The organism is Pantoea agglomerans (genome assembly GCF_020149765.1).
Taxonomy (GTDB): domain Bacteria; phylum Pseudomonadota; class Gammaproteobacteria; order Enterobacterales; family Enterobacteriaceae; genus Pantoea; species Pantoea alvi.
This window is the reverse complement of sequence record NZ_CP083809.1, coordinates 4,019,615-4,039,240: the sequence shown is the minus strand read 5'-3', so window position 1 is coordinate 4,039,240 and position 19,626 is coordinate 4,019,615. Positions and strand designations below refer to the sequence as shown.

13 protein-coding genes, 1 tRNA gene and 3 rRNA genes are annotated in these 19,626 nt (G+C 56.0%); 10 read left to right on the top strand and 7 right to left on the bottom strand.

Annotation, left to right across the window (positions count from 1 at the left end; genetic code table 11):
- The first annotated feature begins 8 nt into the window (after positions 1 to 8).
- The 4 genes from LB453_RS21920 to rrf all read left to right on the top strand — a co-directional run bounded on the left by LB453_RS21920 (position 9) and on the right by rrf (position 5,042).
- Positions 9 to 1,550: ribosomal RNA gene (locus LB453_RS21920) — 16S ribosomal RNA — on the top strand.
- Between the two features lie 90 nt (positions 1,551 to 1,640).
- Positions 1,641 to 1,715: transfer RNA gene (locus LB453_RS21915), tRNA-Glu, on the top strand.
- Positions 1,716 to 1,927: 212 nt separating this feature from the next.
- Positions 1,928 to 4,834: ribosomal RNA gene (locus LB453_RS21910) — 23S ribosomal RNA — on the top strand.
- Between the two features lie 92 nt (positions 4,835 to 4,926).
- Positions 4,927 to 5,042 (top strand): 5S ribosomal RNA (gene rrf, locus LB453_RS21905).
- Together the 16S, 23S and 5S rRNA genes with 1 tRNA gene alongside form the textbook arrangement of a ribosomal RNA operon.
- A 100-nt stretch (positions 5,043 to 5,142) precedes the next feature.
- Here rrf and mobB read toward each other — a convergent pair.
- A complete protein-coding gene (gene mobB / locus LB453_RS21900) occupies positions 5,143 to 5,646 on the bottom strand; it encodes a molybdopterin-guanine dinucleotide biosynthesis protein MobB (protein WP_103797551.1) in 504 nt (167 codons plus the stop codon).
- Positions 5,643 to 6,212, bottom strand: a complete 570-nt coding sequence (gene mobA, locus LB453_RS21895) for a molybdenum cofactor guanylyltransferase MobA (RefSeq protein WP_103797552.1) — start codon at positions 6,210 to 6,212, stop codon at positions 5,643 to 5,645. Before mobA ends, mobB begins: the two co-directional genes overlap by 4 nt.
- Positions 6,213 to 6,287: 75 nt before the next feature.
- Between mobA and LB453_RS21890 the strand changes: the two genes are divergently transcribed.
- The 4 genes from LB453_RS21890 (at position 6,288) to polA (ending at position 11,389) form a co-directional block, all read left to right on the top strand.
- On the top strand, positions 6,288 to 6,539 hold the full coding sequence (locus LB453_RS21890) for a YihD family protein (RefSeq protein ID WP_224481785.1): 252 nt from the start codon (positions 6,288 to 6,290) through the stop codon (positions 6,537 to 6,539).
- Positions 6,540 to 6,584: 45 nt separating this feature from the next.
- Entirely contained in the window at positions 6,585 to 7,568 is a 984-nt protein-coding gene (locus LB453_RS21885) for a serine/threonine protein kinase (protein WP_103797554.1), read from the top strand.
- A gap of 27 nt (positions 7,569 to 7,595) precedes the next feature.
- Positions 7,596 to 8,225, top strand: coding sequence for a thiol:disulfide interchange protein DsbA (gene dsbA, locus LB453_RS21880; protein WP_103797555.1), 630 nt, complete (start codon positions 7,596 to 7,598; stop codon positions 8,223 to 8,225).
- Positions 8,226 to 8,602: 377 nt separating this feature from the next.
- Positions 8,603 to 11,389 carry a DNA polymerase I gene (gene polA / locus LB453_RS21875; protein WP_103797556.1) on the top strand — a complete coding sequence of 929 codons (2,787 nt, stop codon included), beginning with the start codon at positions 8,603 to 8,605 and terminating at the stop codon, positions 11,387 to 11,389.
- A 390-nt stretch (positions 11,390 to 11,779) separates the two neighbouring features.
- Here the strand turns inward: polA and yihA are convergent, their stop codons facing one another.
- Complete coding sequence (gene yihA, locus LB453_RS21870) at positions 11,780 to 12,412, bottom strand: ribosome biogenesis GTP-binding protein YihA/YsxC (RefSeq protein ID WP_103797557.1); 633 nt, start codon at positions 12,410 to 12,412, stop codon at positions 11,780 to 11,782.
- Positions 12,413 to 13,060: 648 nt separating this feature from the next.
- Here yihA and yihI point away from each other — a divergent pair.
- The gene (yihI, locus tag LB453_RS21865) at positions 13,061 to 13,579 is read left to right on the top strand and encodes a Der GTPase-activating protein YihI (RefSeq protein WP_103797582.1); all 519 of its coding nucleotides are present in this window, start codon (positions 13,061 to 13,063) and stop codon (positions 13,577 to 13,579) included.
- A 230-nt stretch (positions 13,580 to 13,809) separates the two neighbouring features.
- Positions 13,810 to 15,183 (top strand): oxygen-independent coproporphyrinogen III oxidase, encoded by a 1,374-nt coding sequence (hemN, locus tag LB453_RS21860; RefSeq protein ID WP_103797559.1) that lies wholly within the window; start codon positions 13,810 to 13,812, stop codon positions 15,181 to 15,183.
- Between the two features lie 23 nt (positions 15,184 to 15,206).
- Here hemN and LB453_RS21855 read toward each other — a convergent pair whose 3' ends face one another.
- From LB453_RS21855 to glnA, 4 genes are all read right to left on the bottom strand, one after another.
- The gene (locus LB453_RS21855) at positions 15,207 to 15,332 is read right to left on the bottom strand and encodes a YshB family small membrane protein (protein ID WP_146053879.1); all 126 of its coding nucleotides are present in this window, start codon (positions 15,330 to 15,332) and stop codon (positions 15,207 to 15,209) included.
- 102 nt (positions 15,333 to 15,434) lie between these two features.
- Positions 15,435 to 16,844 carry a nitrogen regulation protein NR(I) gene (gene glnG, locus LB453_RS21850; RefSeq protein WP_103797560.1) on the bottom strand — a complete coding sequence of 470 codons (1,410 nt, stop codon included), beginning with the start codon at positions 16,842 to 16,844 and terminating at the stop codon, positions 15,435 to 15,437.
- Between the two features lie 7 nt (positions 16,845 to 16,851).
- A complete protein-coding gene (gene glnL, locus LB453_RS21845) occupies positions 16,852 to 17,901 on the bottom strand; it encodes a nitrogen regulation protein NR(II) (protein WP_103797561.1) in 1,050 nt (349 codons plus the stop codon).
- Positions 17,902 to 18,123: 222 nt separating this feature from the next.
- Positions 18,124 to 19,533, bottom strand: coding sequence for a glutamate--ammonia ligase (gene glnA / locus LB453_RS21840; protein ID WP_103797562.1), 1,410 nt, complete (start codon positions 19,531 to 19,533; stop codon positions 18,124 to 18,126).
- Positions 19,534 to 19,626 lie beyond the last annotated feature (93 nt).

The window sequence follows — 19,626 nt, the reverse complement described above, 5'->3', positions numbered from 1 at the left end:
TCAAACTTAAATTGAAGAGTTTGATCATGGCTCAGATTGAACGCTGGCGGCAGGCCTAACACATGCAAGTCGAACGGTAGCACAGAGGAGCTTGCTCCTCGGGTGACGAGTGGCGGACGGGTGAGTAATGTCTGGGAAACTGCCCGATGGAGGGGGATAACTACTGGAAACGGTAGCTAATACCGCATAACGTCGCAAGACCAAAGTGGGGGACCTTCGGGCCTCACACCATCGGATGTGCCCAGATGGGATTAGCTAGTAGGTGGGGTAACGGCTCACCTAGGCGACGATCCCTAGCTGGTCTGAGAGGATGACCAGCCACACTGGAACTGAGACACGGTCCAGACTCCTACGGGAGGCAGCAGTGGGGAATATTGCACAATGGGCGCAAGCCTGATGCAGCCATGCCGCGTGTATGAAGAAGGCCTTCGGGTTGTAAAGTACTTTCAGCGGGGAGGAAGGCGATGTGGTTAATAACCGCGTCGATTGACGTTACCCGCAGAAGAAGCACCGGCTAACTCCGTGCCAGCAGCCGCGGTAATACGGAGGGTGCAAGCGTTAATCGGAATTACTGGGCGTAAAGCGCACGCAGGCGGTCTGTCAAGTCGGATGTGAAATCCCCGGGCTTAACCTGGGAACTGCATTCGAAACTGGCAGGCTAGAGTCTTGTAGAGGGGGGTAGAATTCCAGGTGTAGCGGTGAAATGCGTAGAGATCTGGAGGAATACCGGTGGCGAAGGCGGCCCCCTGGACAAAGACTGACGCTCAGGTGCGAAAGCGTGGGGAGCAAACAGGATTAGATACCCTGGTAGTCCACGCCGTAAACGATGTCGACTTGGAGGCTGTTTCCTTGAGAAGTGGCTTCCGGAGCTAACGCGTTAAGTCGACCGCCTGGGGAGTACGGCCGCAAGGTTAAAACTCAAATGAATTGACGGGGGCCCGCACAAGCGGTGGAGCATGTGGTTTAATTCGATGCAACGCGAAGAACCTTACCTACTCTTGACATCCAGAGAACTTTCCAGAGATGGATTGGTGCCTTCGGGAACTCTGAGACAGGTGCTGCATGGCTGTCGTCAGCTCGTGTTGTGAAATGTTGGGTTAAGTCCCGCAACGAGCGCAACCCTTATCCTTTGTTGCCAGCGATTCGGTCGGGAACTCAAAGGAGACTGCCGGTGATAAACCGGAGGAAGGTGGGGATGACGTCAAGTCATCATGGCCCTTACGAGTAGGGCTACACACGTGCTACAATGGCGCATACAAAGAGAAGCGACCTCGCGAGAGCAAGCGGACCTCATAAAGTGCGTCGTAGTCCGGATCGGAGTCTGCAACTCGACTCCGTGAAGTCGGAATCGCTAGTAATCGTGGATCAGAATGCCACGGTGAATACGTTCCCGGGCCTTGTACACACCGCCCGTCACACCATGGGAGTGGGTTGCAAAAGAAGTAGGTAGCTTAACCTTCGGGAGGGCGCTTACCACTTTGTGATTCATGACTGGGGTGAAGTCGTAACAAGGTAACCGTAGGGGAACCTGCGGTTGGATCACCTCCTTACCTGAAGATACTGCCTTTCGAAGTGCTCACACAGATTGTCTGATAGAAAGTAATGAGCAAGACGGCTGCGAAGTCGTGACGCGTTTTCGTGTCCCCTTCGTCTAGCGGTTAGGACTCCGCCCTTTCACGGCGGCAACAGGGGTTCGAATCCCCTAGGGGACGCCACTTGCTTGGTGACAGGTGAAAGGTGTCTCCACGAAATATCTCAAAACTGACGGCAACGTCGAGTTTGAGATATTGCTCTTTAACAATCCGGAACAAGCTGAAAATTGAAACGACGCCCTGCGTTCATTCCCCGTAAACAGGAATGAAAGGCAGCGCGTTCGAGTCTCTCAATAATCACATCCGCGACGTCGCAAGACGCCTGTGGGTTGTGAGGTTAAGCGACTAAGCGTACACGGTGGATGCCCTGGCAGTCAGAGGCGATGAAGGACGTGCTAATCTGCGAAAAGCGCCGGCAAGGTGATATGAACCGCTACAGCCGGCGATGTCCGAATGGGGAAACCCAGTGTGTTTCGACACACTATCGCAACATGAATACATAGTGTTGCGAGGCGAACCGGGGGAACTGAAACATCTAAGTACCCCGAGGAAAAGAAATCAACCGAGATTCCCCCAGTAGCGGCGAGCGAACGGGGAGCAGCCCAGAGTCTGAATCAGCTTGTGTGCTAGTGGAAGCGTCTGGAAAGTCGCAGGGTACAGGGTGACACTCCCGTACACGAAAGCACACATGCTGTGAACTCGAAGAGTAGGGCGGGACACGTGGTATCCTGTCTGAATATGGGGGGACCATCCTCCAAGGCTAAATACTCCTGACTGACCGATAGTGAACCAGTACCGTGAGGGAAAGGCGAAAAGAACCCCGGCGAGGGGAGTGAAACAGAACCTGAAACCGTGTACGTACAAGCAGTGGGAGCCTCTTTAATGGGGTGACTGCGTACCTTTTGTATAATGGGTCAGCGACTTATATTCTGTAGCAAGGTTAACCGTATAGGGGAGCCGCAGGGAAACCGAGTCTTAACTGGGCGTTAAGTTGCAGGGTATAGACCCGAAACCCGGTGATCTAGCCATGGGCAGGTTGAAGGTTGGGTAACACTAACTGGAGGACCGAACCGACTAATGTTGAAAAATTAGCGGATGACCTGTGGCTGGGGGTGAAAGGCCAATCAAACCGGGAGATAGCTGGTTCTCCCCGAAAGCTATTTAGGTAGCGCCTCGTGAACTCATCTCCGGGGGTAGAGCACTGTTTCGGCTAGGGGGCCATCCCGGCTTACCAACCCGATGCAAACTGCGAATACCGGAGAATGTTATCACGGGAGACACACGGCGGGTGCTAACGTCCGTCGTGAAGAGGGAAACAACCCAGACCGCCAGCTAAGGTCCCAAAGTCATGGTTAAGTGGGAAACGATGTGGGAAGGCCCAGACAGCCAGGATGTTGGCTTAGAAGCAGCCATCATTTAAAGAAAGCGTAATAGCTCACTGGTCGAGTCGGCCTGCGCGGAAGATGTAACGGGGCTAAACCATGCACCGAAGCTGCGGCAGCGACGCGTATGCGTTGTTGGGTAGGGGAGCGTTCTGTAAGCCGTCGAAGGTGTGCTGTGAGGCATGCTGGAGGTATCAGAAGTGCGAATGCTGACATAAGTAACGATAAAGCGGGTGAAAAGCCCGCTCGCCGGAAGACCAAGGGTTCCTGTCCAACGTTAATCGGGGCAGGGTGAGTCGACCCCTAAGGCGAGGCTGAAAAGCGTAGTCGATGGGAAACAGGTTAATATTCCTGTACTTGGTGTTGCTGCGAAGGGGGGACGGAGAAGGCTATGTTGGCCGGGCGACGGTTGTCCCGGTTTAAGCGTGTAGGTGTGTGTTCCAGGCAAATCCGGTTCACTTTACACTGAGGCGTGACGACGAGGCACTACGGTGCTGAAGCAACAAATGCCCTGCTTCCAGGAAAAGCCTCTAAGCTCCAGGCAACACGAAATCGTACCCCAAACCGACACAGGTGGTCAGGTAGAGAATACCAAGGCGCTTGAGAGAACTCGGGTGAAGGAACTAGGCAAAATGGTGCCGTAACTTCGGGAGAAGGCACGCTGGCGCGTAGGTGAAGGGACTTGCTCCCGGAGCTGAGGCCAGTCGAAGATACCAGCTGGCTGCAACTGTTTATTAAAAACACAGCACTGTGCAAACACGAAAGTGGACGTATACGGTGTGACGCCTGCCCGGTGCCGGAAGGTTAATTGATGGGGTTATCCGTAAGGAGAAGCTCTTGATCGAAGCCCCGGTAAACGGCGGCCGTAACTATAACGGTCCTAAGGTAGCGAAATTCCTTGTCGGGTAAGTTCCGACCTGCACGAATGGCGTAATGATGGCCAGGCTGTCTCCACCCGAGACTCAGTGAAATTGAAATCGCTGTGAAGATGCAGTGTACCCGCGGCAAGACGGAAAGACCCCGTGAACCTTTACTACAGCTTGACACTGAACACTGGTCCTTGATGTGTAGGATAGGTGGGAGGCTTCGAAGCGTGGACGCCAGTCTGCGTGGAGCCGTCCTTGAAATACCACCCTTTAATGGCTGGTGTTCTAACGTAGGCCCGTAATCCGGGCTGCGGACAGTGTCTGGTGGGTAGTTTGACTGGGGCGGTCTCCTCCCAAAGCGTAACGGAGGAGCACGAAGGTTGGCTAATCCTGGTCGGACATCAGGAGGTTAGTGCAATGGCATAAGCCAGCTTGACTGCGAGAGTGACGGCTCGAGCAGGTGCGAAAGCAGGTCATAGTGATCCGGTGGTTCTGAATGGAAGGGCCATCGCTCAACGGATAAAAGGTACTCCGGGGATAACAGGCTGATACCGCCCAAGAGTTCATATCGACGGCGGTGTTTGGCACCTCGATGTCGGCTCATCACATCCTGGGGCTGAAGTAGGTCCCAAGGGTACGGCTGTTCGCCGTTTAAAGTGGTACGCGAGCTGGGTTTAGAACGTCGTGAGACAGTTCGGTCCCTATCTGCCGTGGGCGCTGGAAAACTGAGGGGGGTTGCTCCTAGTACGAGAGGACCGGAGTGAACGCACCGCTGGTGTTCGGGTTGTCATGCCAATGGCACTGCCCGGTAGCTAAGTGCGGAAGAGATAAGTGCTGAAAGCATCTAAGCACGAAACTTGCCCCGAGATGAGTTTTCCCTGACCCCTTGAGGGTCCTGAAGGGACGTTGAAGACGACGACGTTGATAGGCCGGGTGTGTAAGCGCAGCGATGCGTTGAGCTAACCGGTACTAATGACCCGTGAGGCTTAACCTTACAACGCCAGAGGCGTTTTGTGAGACGCGAGATTTTCAGCTTGTGACGGATATATCTGCGCGGCCTGCGGGCGGCGCGGAAGACAGAATTTGCCTGGCGGCCTTAGCGCGGCGGTCCCACCTGACCCCATGCCGAACTCAGAAGTGAAACGCCGTAGCGCCGATGGTAGTGTGGGGTCTCCCCATGCGAGAGTAGGGAACTGCCAGGCATCCAACTGCGATAACCCTGACCTCACGGTCAGGGTTTTTTGCGTTTTCAGGCCCGTAAAAAGGTGCTGAGAGATCGCTCATTCAGCACGATAAATGGCGTTATGTCCTGCCTAACCAGCCGGCAATAAAGGCGGTAATCTCGTCGGGACGATTGAGATCCAGCAAGGGCACGTCGGTTTCAAAGTGGCTGTCGCTGGCGACAGCAATAACGTGCTCGTCTGTCAGCGGCAAAGCATCCCCTTTAACACCCGCACGCCACAGGATAATTTTCGGCACTGGCTCATCTTTGAATCCTTCAACCAGCACTACATCCAGCAAAGCGGGATCCATCCGACTCACCAGATAGCGTAGATCGAGGGGGGTATCCGGCGTTTCACACATCAGCGCCCAGCGCTGCGAACTGGCGACAATCACCTGATCCGCACCCGCTTTTCGCAGCAGATAGCTGTCTTTTCCCGGCGTATCGATCTCCATCTGGTGATGAGTATGCTTTATTAGCCCGGGCCGAATACCTCGCGCTTTCAACAGTGGAATCACCTGCTGCAGTAACGTGGTTTTTCCGGTGCCGCTCCAGGCGGCGATAGCCAGTAACGGCAGCGTCATAACGCGTTATCCTCAAGATCCTCAGGCGTATTCACGTTGCGAAAGGCGGCTTCATCCTGACTCAACGTCACCGCATGGCCACCCTGCTCGCGTAAAAATTGCATCAGGCGACGCTCCCCGCGCTGCAGGTAATCAGCCAGCGGCTGCGCCAGAGTGCGATGTAGTAAAGCCAGCGCAGGATGATCGCGCTCGCTTGAGCGCGCCCATACGCACAGTGTCTCTGCTCTCTGCCGCCTGAGCTGCTCCACGTAATCAGTCGGGACAAAGGGCGTATCGCAGGAACAGAAGGCTACCCATTCCGTTTGCGCGGCTTGCAGGCCGCTGAGCATGCCAGCCAGCGGCCCCGGATAGTCGGGTAAGGTATCTGAGATCACGCGACACCCGCTGGAATGATAACGATCAAGGTTACGGTTAGCGCTTATCATGACAATGTCGACTTGCGGCCTGAGCCGTTGAAGAACATGCTGATAAAGCGGGATGCCGCGAAACAGCACCAGCCCTTTATCCTGTCCGCCCATGCGACGCCCCTGTCCGCCGGCCAGAATAACGCCGGTTAATGCTGTCATGCCGATACTCCTGTTTAAAGGCTTATAACCAACCCGTTATGAGGAAAAACAGATGAATACCATCGCCTTAATGAACTGCTCGAGCTGCTGCGCCCTGCGTGGCAACAGGATCCCGACCTTAACCTGACGCAATTTTTACAAAAGCTGGCGCAGGAGTCGGGTTTCAGTGGCCCATTAAGTGAATTAACCGATGACGTATTGATTTACCATCTGAAAATGCGCGATGCCGACAAGTATGCGGAAATTCCCGGCCGACAAAAAGATTATGAAACGGATTTTAAAACTGCGCTGCTGCGCGCGCGCGGTGTGATTAAGGACGATAACTAATGCTATGCTTGGCGGCTTCCAGTAAAGACAGTAACGGATAATCCTATGGATGCCGCTTTTAACTTCCAGACGCTTAACCCTGACGCCATTCTTGATGCGCTATGGGAAACAGGACTCCGGGTTGAGTCTGGATTAACCGCGCTCAACAGTTATGAAAACCGCGTCTACCAGTTTAGTGATGAAGAGCGGCATCGCTACGTGGTGAAGTTTTATCGCCCGCAGCGCTGGAGCGCGGCGCAGATTGAAGAAGAGCATCGCTTCACGCGCGATCTGCAGACGGATGAGGTGCCGGTTGCCGCTCCTCTGCTGCTGCAGGGAAAAACGCTGCATACCCACGCGGGCTTCTTGTTCACCGTATTTCCCAGTCTTGGCGGCCGTCAGTATGAAACTGACAATGATGAGCACCTGGAGTGGGTCGGCCGCTTTCTGGGGCGCATACACCAGACCGGGCGCAAGCAGCGCTTTGAGCATCGCCCTACGATGGGGTTAGAGGAGTATCTGCATCAGCCGCGCGCCGAACTGGCGAGCAACGCTCTGGTGCCCGCTTCCCTGAAGCCAGCGCTATTGCAGGCCATCGATAAGCTTGGCGTTGCTCTTGAGCAGCGCTGGCATCACAGCTGGCAGCCGCTGCGCCTTCATGGCGATTGCCATCCAGGCAATATTCTGTGGCGCGACGGGCCGCTCTTTGTCGATCTCGACGATGCGCGTAACGGGCCGGCGGTGCAGGATCTCTGGATGCTGATCAACGGCGATCAGCAGGAGCAGCGCATCCAGTGGGATATTCTGCTGGAGGCTTATACTGAGTTCAGTGATTTTGATATTAATGAATTGTCACTGATTGAGCCTTTACGCGCCATGCGCATGGTTTATTATCTGGCCTGGGTTGCGCGCCGCTGGCAGGATCCCGCTTTCCCACGAGCGTTTCCATGGATGACGGATGAGGATTTCTGGCGCAGACAGATTTCGCAATTTACCGAGCAGGAGAAGCTGTTGCAGGAACCACCGCTACAGCTGACCCCGCAATTTTAAATAAAGAAGTCAGGAGAATTTTGCACAATGAAGAAAATTTGGTTTGCGCTGGTTGGTTTAATGCTGGCGTTCAGCGCCTCTGCTGCCCAGTTTACCGATGGTCAGCAATATGTCAGCCTGCCGAAACCGGTTGCTGGCGAACCGCAGGTGCTGGAGTTCTTCTCCTTCTTTTGCCCGCACTGCTATCAGTTCGAGCGTATTTACCATGTTGGCGAGGCTGTGAAAAAGAATCTGCCTGCTGACACCAAACTGGTTAGCTATCACGTCGACTTTTTAGGCGGCGATTTCGGTCCGGTTGTGACGCAAGCATGGGCGGTCGCAATGGCGCTGGGCGTCGAGGATAAAGTGACCGCGCCGCTTTTCGACGGCATTCAAAAAACGCAGACCATTACCGATGCCGCGAGCCTGAAAGCCGCCTTTATTAACGCGGCGGGCATTTCTTCACAGGAATATGACGCCGCCTGGAACAGCTTTGCTGTGAAAGCGCTGGTTGCGCAGCAGCAAAAAGCCGCTTCTGACCTCGATCTGCGCGGCGTGCCGGCGATGTTTATCAACGGCAAATATATGGTCAACAACGGCGGCCTCGACACCAGCTCCAAAGATAACTTTGTCGCGGACTACGCCAACGTGGTGAAATTCCTGGTCAGCCAGAAATAATAAACGCGTCTTACGCCTGAAAACGCCGACACTGTCGGCGTTTTTTTATAGTTGAAATCATTTAGCAAAATAGTCCATCTGCGTCCTTTCTAATTTAATATCCACATAAGCCACTGCCTGTGCAGAAAGGCACACCCTGTCACAGCAATAAATTAAGCTACTGATTTAAAATGACTTTATAAATCAAGCCGGCATTTTATAGCGCGGCCAGCAATACGTTATGATTTTTGCGCACAAAGTTATCCACAGAAAGATCCTTGCGATCCACGCTGGAAAAGCGTGAAAAAATCGCAGCACAGACGCCCTGCGTTCAACATTCTGCTCAAGCTGTGGCATCCTTATAGTCCAATCCCTGGCAACGAAGATTACACAGACTTATGGCGCAAATTGCAGAAAATCCCCTGATTCTGGTTGATGGCTCATCCTACCTTTACCGCGCTTACCATGCGTTTCCGCCGCTTACTAACAGCGCGGGCGAGCCTACCGGCGCTATGTATGGCGTGCTGAACATGCTGAAGAGTCTGCTGGCGCAATATAATCCAAGCCACGTTGCCGTGGTCTTTGATGCCAAAGGCAAAACCTTCAGGGATGAGCTGTTCGAGCATTACAAGTCGCATCGCCCGCCGATGCCGGACGATCTGCGCTCGCAAACTGCGCCGCTGCACGAAATGGTGAAGGCGATGGGCCTGCCGCTGCTGGCGGTAAGCGGCGTCGAGGCGGACGACGTAATCGGTACGCTGGCGCTGCAGGCGGAGAAAGAGGGCCGTCCCGTGCTTATCAGCACCGGCGATAAAGATATGGCGCAGCTGGTAACGCCCAATATCACCCTGATCAACACCATGACCAACACCATTCTCGGCCCTGAAGAGGTGGAGCAGAAGTATGGCGTGCCGCCAGCGCTGATTATCGACTTTCTGGCGATGATGGGTGACAGCTCGGATAACATTCCTGGCGTGCCGGGCGTTGGTGAGAAAACCGCGCAGGCGCTGCTGCAGGGACTGGGCGGCATGCAGTCGATTTATGACAATCTGGATAAGGTCGCAGAGCTTTCTTTTCGTGGTGCAAAAACCATGGCGGCGAAGCTGGAGCAAAACCGCGAGGTCGCCTTCCTCTCTTATCAGCTTGCCACCATTAAAACCGATGTCGAGCTTGAGCTTAGCTGCAGCGAGCTGACGGTTGCCGAGCCGGACGTCGCCGCTCTGCAGGCGTTATTCAGCCGTTACGAATTTAAACGCTGGCTGGCCGATCTGCAGGATGGCAAATGGCTGCAGGGCAAAAAGAGCAATCTGAAAGCGCAGCAGGCGCTGCCGGATGAGGCGCCTGTTAAGCCAGAGGCGACCAGCGTGCTCGCCTCTGACGGCTACGTTACTATTCTCGATCAGGCGACGTTAGACGCGTGGCTGGAGAAGCTCAAACAGAGCGATCTGTTTGCTTTTGATCTTGAAACCGACTCGCTTGATACCCTCAGCGCCAACATCGTCGGCATCGCGCTGGCCGTCGCGCCGGGCGAGGCAGCCTATCTGCCGGTAGGCCATGACTATCTTGATGCGCCAGATCAGCTCGATCGCCGCGAAGTGCTGGCGCAGCTCAAGCCGATCCTTGAGGACGGCAGCGCGCTGAAGGTGGGTCAAAATCTGAAGTACGACCGCGGCGTTCTGAAAAACTACGATATCGAGCTGGCCGGCATTAAGTTCGATACCATGCTTGAGTCCTATATTCTTAACAGCGTGGTGGGCAAGCACGATATGGACAGCCTGTCGGCGCGCTGGCTAAATCATAAAACCGTGACATTCGAAGAGATCGCCGGCAAGGGGAAAAACCAGCTGACGTTTAACCAAATCGCGCTGGAGCAGGCGGCGCACTACGCGGCGGAAGATGCCGACGTCACGCTACAGCTGCACCTGAAAATGTGGGCGGAGCTGGAAAAAGAGGCGGGGCCGAAGCACGTCTTTGAAGAAATTGAAATGCCGCTGGTTACGGTGATCTCACGCATCGAACGTAACGGCGTGCTTATCGATCAGAACATCCTGGCGCAGCACTCCAAAGAGCTGACGCTCAGGCTGGCGGAGCTGGAGCAGAAGGCGCATGAGCTGGCGGGCGAGCCTTTTAATCTCTCCTCTACCAAGCAGCTGCAGACCATTCTGTTTGAAAAGCAGGGCATCAAGCCGACCAAGAAAACGCCGGGCGGCGCGCCTTCTACCAGCGAAGAGGTGCTGGCCGAGCTGGCGCTCGATTACCCGCTGCCGAAAGTCATTCTCGAACATCGCGGCCTGTCGAAGCTCAAGTCTACCTACACCGATAAGCTGCCGCAGATGATCAACCCGCTTACCGGCCGTGTCCATACCTCCTATCACCAGGCGGTCACTGCAACAGGTCGACTCTCCTCTACCGATCCTAATCTACAGAACATTCCGGTGCGCAATGACGAGGGCCGCCGCATCCGTCAGGCGTTTATCGCTGGCAAAGGCAACCGCATCGTCGCGGCGGACTACTCGCAAATCGAGCTGCGCATCATGGCGCATCTGTCGCAGGACAAGGGGCTGCTGGACGCCTTCGCGCACGGTGAAGACATTCACCGCGCGACCGCCGCAGAAGTCTTTGGCGTTGCGCTGGATAAGGTAAGCGGCGAACAGCGCCGCAGCGCTAAGGCGATCAACTTCGGCCTGATTTACGGCATGAGCGCCTTTGGCCTGTCGCGCCAGCTCAATATCGGCGCGGGCGAAGCGAAGCGCTATATGGATCTCTATTTTGAACGCTATCCCGGCGTGCTGCGCTACATGGAAAACACGCGCGAGCTGGCGGCCAGCAAAGGCTATGTTGAAACGCTGGACGGGCGGCGCCTGTGGCTGCCGGACATTAAGTCCAGCAACGCTATCCGACGTAAAGCCGCTGAACGCGCGGCTATCAACGCGCCAATGCAGGGCACGGCGGCGGATATCATTAAGCGCGCAATGATTGCGGTGGACGACTGGCTGCAGCAGAGCAACGACGGCGCGGTCAGAATGATCATGCAGGTGCACGATGAACTGGTGTTTGAAGTGCAGGGCGATGCGGTGGAGTCCGCCAGCCAGCAGATCCGCGCGCTGATGGAAGGCAGCATGAAGCTGGACGTACCGCTGCAGGTTGAGGTTGGCGTCGGCGAAAACTGGGATGAGGCGCACTGATTGAGATCGCTCAGGCTGGCGACTAATCTTCGTCTCCAGCCCGATCTGGATATAAGAAAAAAGTTTGTTTAACCGATTCAGCGTGAGAGAAAAGCGCGCAGTTTCTAACTGCTTCTCGGTTAAGCATTTTTTTGGTAATTAAACTACAGTCAGAAGCGATTTTTGTGACGAACACATGAAAAATCATGTCGTTTGATGAAAGCTAACTACAAAAAACCCTTTGTCCGTCAGAAAAAATCAGGTAAAGTTCGAGGCGTAGGGTACAGAGGTAAGATGTTCTATCTTTCAGACCTTTTACTTCACGTAATCGGATTTGGCTGAATATTAGCCGCCCCAGTCATTTATGACTGGGGCGTTTTTTATTGGGCTTTTGCCAGACCTGCCGATGCCTTACGCCTCAGCGGAGTCGTCCTGCGCAGGCGCCAGTTCGTTAAACCAGATATCCAGTTTCTGACGCAGCTTGTCGACGCCCATCTTTTTCAGGGAGGAGAACATCTCCACCTGCACATCGCCCATAAAGGCCAATGCAGCTTCGCGCACCATATTGAGCTGCGCCTTGCGCGCGCCGGAGGCGAGCTTATCCGCCTTCGTCAGCAGCACCATCACCGGGATGCCGCTCTCTACCGCCCACTGGATCATCTGCTGGTCGAGATCTTTTAACGGATGACGGATATCCATCAGTACCACCAGGCCTTTTAGCGCTTCGCGCTTCTGCAGATATTCACCCAGCGCGCGCTGCCATTTGCGCTTCATCTCTTCCGGTACTTCGGCATAGCCGTAGCCGGGCAAATCCACCAGGCGTTTGCCGTCAGCGACTTCAAACAGGTTGATCAGCTGGGTGCGCCCTGGGGTTTTACTGGTGCGCGCCAGGCTTTTTTGGTTAGTCAGCGTGTTCAGCGCGCTGGATTTACCCGCATTAGAGCGCCCGGCGAAGGCGACCTCAATACCGGTATCGGCTGGCAAATGACGGATATCGGGGGCGCTGAGGATAAAGTGGGTAACGTGATAATTCAGTGCAGACAAAGTTTAACTCCAGAGACGAATGCGGGCATTGGCGCTGATTATACGCGTTATGGCGCAAAAGTGCCCGACAGCATCGATCGGCTGGCTTTTGTAAGATATCAGCTATAAAAGCTGCCAGTGATTACTGCTTTTATTAAAAAATTTGAAAATTTAAAATCATTATAATCAATGGCTTGAAGATATGGAGCCGTTTAAATGCGCAAATAACGCAGATGTCAGGTTGTGGGTTCCGCAGGTTGGTCTACATTATTGGGCAGTGCAGGGCAGCACCCATCAGGATGATGTGCTCAGGAGCGTCGGGACGACCGCGAGCAAAGGAAAGGATACGGTCAGGGATAGCAGACCGGACAGGGACAGGGATTCGCTCAGGAGTTGAGCAGGCGCGGGATCGACCGGGACGTTGCGAGCCAAAAGGGATTAAAAATATGATTCCTTCTGCGGAAGGTGCGAAATAAGGCGACAGCATTAGGCTGTCGCCTTTTTTCTTTGTCCGCTTTCTGCTAGATTTCGCCGCAATTCTGTTCCCTCTAGTGTCAGACGAGCTTGAGAAGAGGATACGTACATTAAGGTGCGCATCGCCGACAAAAAAGTAGCGTCAGGAGTGAGAGGGTTATACTGATACTGATTAAAACAGTGAGACCTAACATCATGAAGCAACCTGTACGCGGCGCGCACGCTAAACCGGCAAGCAAAACAAAGCGCAAATCGCGCGAAGAACTCAATGCGGCCGCACGCGATCGCAAGCGTGACAAAAAGCATCGCGGCAACGCATCTGGCAGCCGCGCCAATCCTGCTGCCAGCGCAGAAAAATCTGGCCAGGGCAGCAAAGCCAAAGATCCGCGCATCGGCAGTAAAAAGCCGATCCCGCTGGTGGCGGATGGCGCAACGGTAAGCTCGCCGGTAAAAAAAGCGGCGAAGCCGGCTGCGAAAAAAGTGCGCCTTAGCCCGGAAGAGGAACTGGCACAGCTGGAAAACAGCGAGCGTCTCGACGCGCTGCTGGATCGCATGGAGAGCGGCGATACGCTGTCAGCGGAAGAGCAGGCCTGGCTGGATGAAACCCTGGACCGCATCGATGAACTGATGGAGCAGCTCGGCATCAACATGGATGATGAGGCGGACGACGAGCAGGCAGAAGAAGATATGTATCGCCTGCTGAAAGGCAACTGAGTTTTTTGATCGGCATGCGTTCCGGCGCATGCCGCGCCAGACAGGTAAATCGTTATGTTTTGGCCTGGATCAATTTTAGCGCTGCTGCTGACATGTTATCTCATCTGGTTATTGGCTAAACTACGCCGCCTGTCGCGTCTGAAGTCTCGTTTACGTCGGGTTCAGTGCCGCCCACCTTTCCTCTCTTCTGCATCGCGACCTTCTCTCAGACGTCACCGGAAGGAGTAAGCATGTCTTTGCAACCTGTCTCCTGGGACCAGCGGCTTATTGAAAAGTACAACTACGCCGGTCCGCGCTATACCTCATACCCCACTGCGCTTGAATTCAGCGACAGCTACGGCGAGGCGGATTTTCAGCGTGCCGTGGCGCGCTATCCGGAGCGCCCGCTGTCGCTCTACGTGCATATCCCGTTCTGCCATAAGCTCTGCTATTTCTGCGGCTGCAATAAGATTGTAACGCGTCAGCTGCACAAAGCAGACCGCTATCTCGACGCGCTGGCGCAGGAGATTCGGCAGCGCGCGCCGCTGTTCCGCGATCGACGCGTCACGCAGCTGCACTGGGGCGGCGGCACGCCGACGTTTCTCAACCATGACCAGCTTTCACGGCTGGTGGCATTGCTAAGGGATCACTTCAGCCTGGCGGAGGATCTGGAGATGTCGATCGAGGTCGATCCGCGCGAAATCGATCCCGATACCATCTCGCACCTGCGTCAGCTCGGCTTTAACCGGCTGAGTATGGGCGTGCAGGACTTTAATAAAGCGGTGCAGGAGCGGGTGAATCGCGTTCAGGATGAAGAGGCGATCTTTGCGCTGATGGCGCGGGCGCGCGAGCAGGGATTTCACTCTACCAGCATCGATCTTATCTACGGGTTGCCGCTGCAAACGCCGGAGAGCTTCGCGTATACGCTGCAGCGGGTGATAGCGCTTAATCCAGACCGCATGAGCGTGTTCAACTACGCACATCTGCCGGCGCTGTTTGCGGCGCAGCGTAAAATCAAAGAGCAGGAGCTGCCGTCGGCGCAGCAGAAGCTGCAAATCTTGCAGCAGACCATCGCGACGCTGACGCAGCAGGGCTATGAATTTATCGGCATGGATCACTTTGCGAAGCCGCAGGACGAACTGGCTCAGGCGCAGCGCGCCGGGCTGCTGCATCGCAACTTCCAGGGCTATACCACGCAGGGCGACAGCGATCTGCTGGGGCTCGGCGTCTCCGCCATCAGCATGATCGGCGACAGTTACGCGCAGAACGAGAAAGAGCTAAACCGCTGGTACGACGCGGTGGCGACGCGCGGCGAGGCGCTCTGGCGCGGCGTCGCGCTTACCGCAGACGATTGCCTGCGTCGCGACGTGATCAAGACGCTTATTTGCAACTTCTCGCTCGATTTCAGCGCTATCGAAGCGCAGCACGGGATTCGCTTCTGCGACTATTTCGCGGAGGATTTAGCCCTGCTGCAGCCGCTGGTCGACGATGGGCTGGTGGAGCGGCGCGCGGGCGGTTTGCAGGTTACCGGCGCAGGCCGTTTGCTGATCCGCAACATCTGTATGTGCTTTGACGTTTATCTGCGCCAGAAGGCGCACCAGCAGCAGTTTTCACGCGTGATTTAGGCGAAAACGCGCTGGCGCGGTGTTCAGTTAAACAGGGTGACCATAATTGCGCACAGCACGGTCGCGAAGGCAGCCTGCGGCGAGTGGCCGAGGGCGCTGCCGATCGCGGCGGCATTTTGCGAAATCATGTGAAGAAAGGCATCTGTCATCGTTCATCTCCCGATAGCCGCCCGTATGATACTGAACGGCATCGGCATGTAAAGCGGGGCAAGGCGACGCTTCATGTAAAGGTCGCCCTGACCGATCGCCTGTTACTCCATGCCCAGCTCTTTCAGCTTGCGCGTGAGGGTATTACGTCCCCAGCCCAGCAGCCTTGCCGCTTCCTGCTTGTGTCCCTGCGTATGACGCAGGGCGGTAGTCAGCAGCGTACGCTCCATCTCCGGCTGCGCTTCAGAGAGCAAGTTTTGATGACCGGAACGCAGCGCGCGGTCGGCCCACTGCGCCAGCAGGGTCGCCCAGCTGTCCGGCAGCGACTGCACCGGATTTTCCGGCGTGCTGGACTCAAAGAGTTCAGGCGGCAGATCCTGAATCAGCACCTCCTGACCGGCCGCCATCACCGTCAGCCAGCGACAGGTGTTCTCCAGCTGCCGCACGTTGCCGGACCAGTGCAGTCGGGTCAGCGCCGCTTCGGTTTCCGGATGGAGGATTTTCGCCTCGACGCCCAGCTCGCGGGCCGCCACCTGCAGGAAGTAGCGCGCCAGGCGAGGAATATCCTCACGGCGCTCGCGCAGCGGCGGCAGATGCACGCGGATCACGTTCAGACGATGGAATAGATCCTCGCGGAATTTGCCTTCCTGCACCCGCAGCTCGAGATTCTGATGCGTCGCCGCAATAATGCGCACGTCGACTTTGACCGGCGCATAGCCGCCGACGCGGTAAAACTGTCCGTCGGCCAGCACGCGCAGCAGGCGCGTCTGCACGTCGAGCGGCATATCGCCGATCTCATCCAGAAACAGCGTGCCGCCGTCCGCCTGCTCGAAACGCCCCTGACGAATCTGATTCGCGCCGGTAAAGGCCCCTTTTTCATGGCCAAACAGCTCTGACTCGATCAGATCTTTTGGGATGGCCGCCATATTAAGCGCGATAAAAGGCGCTTTGGCGCGCGGGCTGTGACGATGCAGCGCGTGCGCGACCAGCTCTTTCCCGGTGCCCGATTCGCCGTTGATCAGCACGCTGATCGACGAGCGCGACAAACGGCCAATAATGCGGAACACATCCTGCATTGCCGGCGCTTCGCCGATGATATCGGTGGTTGGGCCGCTGACCGGCTGATTACGCGGCTGCTGCTGCTCCTGATAGTGGCTGATGGCGCGCTCGACCAGCGCTACCGCTTCATCAATATCGAAAGGCTTGGGCAGATAGTCGAACGCCCCTTGCTGATAAGCGCTGACGGCCGCGTCCAGGTCGGAATGCGCCGTCATAATGATGACCGGAAGCATCGGATGACGCTGTTTAATCTGTTTCAGCAGCGCCAGCCCATCCATGCCCGGCATGCGAATATCTGACAGTAAAACGTCTGGGGTTTTGCTCGAGAGCGCGTCCAGCACCTCATTGCCGCTGTCGAAAGTGGCGCAGCTTAACCCGGCTCCAGTAAGCGCGCGTTCAAGCACCCAGCGGATGGAGCTATCGTCATCGACGATCCAGACTATCCCTCGTTGCATAGAAACCTCACTGGCGAATAGGCAGATAAACCGAAAATTCGGTGTGTCCAGGCCAACTATTGAATTCAATTTTTCCTGAATGCTGATCAATCAGGCTACGGGCGATAGAGAGACCCAGGCCGGTGCCGCCTTCGCGTCCGCTCACCATCGGATAGAACAGCGTATCCTGCAGCTGAGCCGGAATACCGGGGCCGTCATCCTCAACGTCGATACGCGCCACCAGCCGATAGCGCGTGCCGTGCAGCGTAAGCTGGAAGGCGGTGCGAGTGCGTAAAATAATGGTGCCGCCCTCGTCGCCCAGCGCCTGCAGCGCGTTGCGTACCACGTTCAGCAATACCTGCTCAATCTGATCGGGGTCGTGCGGCAGCTCCGGCAGGCTGGGATCGTAATCACGCACTAGCGCGACATTCTCCGGCAGCTCCATCGACACCAGATTGACTACTCGCTCCGCCACCTGGTGAATGCTCTGCGTGATATGCATGCCTGGCTGTTGCGGGCCGAGCAGGCGGTCCACCAGATTACGCAGGCGGTCAGCCTGCTCGATAATCACTTTGGTATATTCGTTCAGCGACGGATCGGGCAGGGCGCGCGACAGCAGCTGCGCCGCGCCGCGAAGTCCACCCAGCGGATTTTTAATTTCGTGAGCGAGCCCCCGCACCAGATCGCGCGCTGCGACCTGCTGCGCATGCTGAAGCTGCTCCTGGCTAAGGCGGCGCTGGTTATCCATCGGCGCCATCTCCAGCAGAATAAACCCGTCCGGCAGCCGTTGCGCCGTCAGCGCCATCACATGCGCGCGGCCGTCAACCACCAGCGTCACTTCGCTGTCGGTAAAACCCTGGCCAGCACCCAGACTCTCGCGCATCACCTCGATATTCAGCGAAAAATAGCCGGTCAGATCGGGCAGCGGCGTGCCGAACAGTTTGCGTGAGCTTTGCGCCAGTAACTGCTGCGCCGCCGGATTGGCGTAGTGGATGACCAGATCGTCATCTACCAGCAGAACACTGTTTATCAGGGAGTTGAGAATTTGCCCCGCGTCGGGCAAGGAGCCAGTTGCCATACAGCGTTCCTCTGCACTAATTTAGTGCATTATACTCTTCCGCGCCTGTTTCCAGACGGCTGAACGATGATTTCGCGGCGAAAAAAGCCCATCCGGAGATGGGCTAAAGTTTCCACGGCAACAAAAATCTTCTGCGCCTTGCGCGTCGCCGCTGCGTTAGCAGCCTCGGGATCTATCCTGTTGCCGCCAGAGACGGCAACGCGACCGGTGCAGAATTAAAGATTAAACGCTGTAGTAGAGTTCGAACTCAACCGGATGCGGCGTCATGCGAACGCGGTCGTTTTCAACTTTACGCAGTTCGATGTAGGCATCGATGGCGTCGTCGGTGAACACGCCGCCGCGGGTCAGGAACTCGCGGTCTTCGTTCAGGGCGTTCAGCGCCTCTTCCAGAGAACCGGCAACTTTTGGAATCTCCGCTTCTTCTTCCGGCGGCAGATCGTACAGGTTTTTGTCCATTGCATCGCCCGGGTGGATCTTATTGATCACGCCGTCCAGGCCAGCCATCAGCAGAGCGGTGAACGCCAGGTACGGGTTAGCGGCCGGATCCGGGAAGCGCGCTTCGATACGACGTGCTTTAGGGCTGGCAACAACCGGGATACGGATAGAGGCAGAACGGTTACGGGCAGAGTAGGCCAGCATAACCGGCGCTTCGTAGCCCGGCACCAGACGCTTGTAGGAGTTGGTGGTCGGGTTCGCCAGGGCGTTGATTGCTTTTGCGTGTTTGATGATGCCGCCGATGTAGAACAGCGCGGTTTCAGACAGGCCGCCGTATTTGTCGCCTGCGAACAGGTTCACGCCGCCTTTAGAGAGCGACATGTGGCAGTGCATACCAGAGCCGTTATCGCCGAACATCGGCTTCGGCATAAAGGTCGCCGTTTTGCCGTAGGCGTGCGCGACGTTGTGCACCACATATTTGTAGATCTGAATTTCGTCTGCTTTCTTGGTCATGGTGTTGAAGCGGGTTGCCACTTCGTTCTGACCAGCGGTTGCGACTTCGTGGTGATGTGCTTCAACCACCAGGCCCATCTGCTCCATGGTCAGACACATAGCAGAACGGATGTCCTGCGAGGAGTCTACCGGCGGAACCGGGAAATAGCCGCCTTTCAGGCCCGGACGGTGGCCTTTGTTGCCGCCTTCGTACTCTTTACCGGTGTTCCAGGCCGCTTCGATATCGTCGATAGCAACGTGCGAGCCGGAGGTAGAGGAACCGAAACGAATGTCGTCGAACAGGAAGAATTCCGGCTCTGGCCCAAACAGCACGGTGTCGGCGATGCCGGACGCGCGCAGATACTCTTCAGCGCGTTTGGCGATGGAGCGCGGGTCGCGATCGTAGCCCTGCATGGTGCCCGGCTCGAGGATGTCACAACGGATGATCAGCGTCGGGTCTTCGAAGAACGGATCCAGAACGGCGGTCGTCGCGTCCGGCATCAGCACCATGTCTGATTCGTTAATGCCTTTCCAGCCGCCGATAGAGGAGCCGTCAAACATTTTGCCTTCTTCGAAGAAGTCAGCGTTAACCTGGTGAGCAGGGATAGTAACGTGCTGTTCTTTACCTTTGGTATCGGTAAAACGCAGGTCAACAAACTTAACTTCATGCTCGTTCATCATCGAGAGAACGTGTTCAGCGGACATACTCAACTCTCCTGGAAAGGGTCATTATCATCGTGGCGAGTGGCTGCGTCGTCTGAACCTACTGTGTCTGACCGCCATTCCCAACCAACCGAT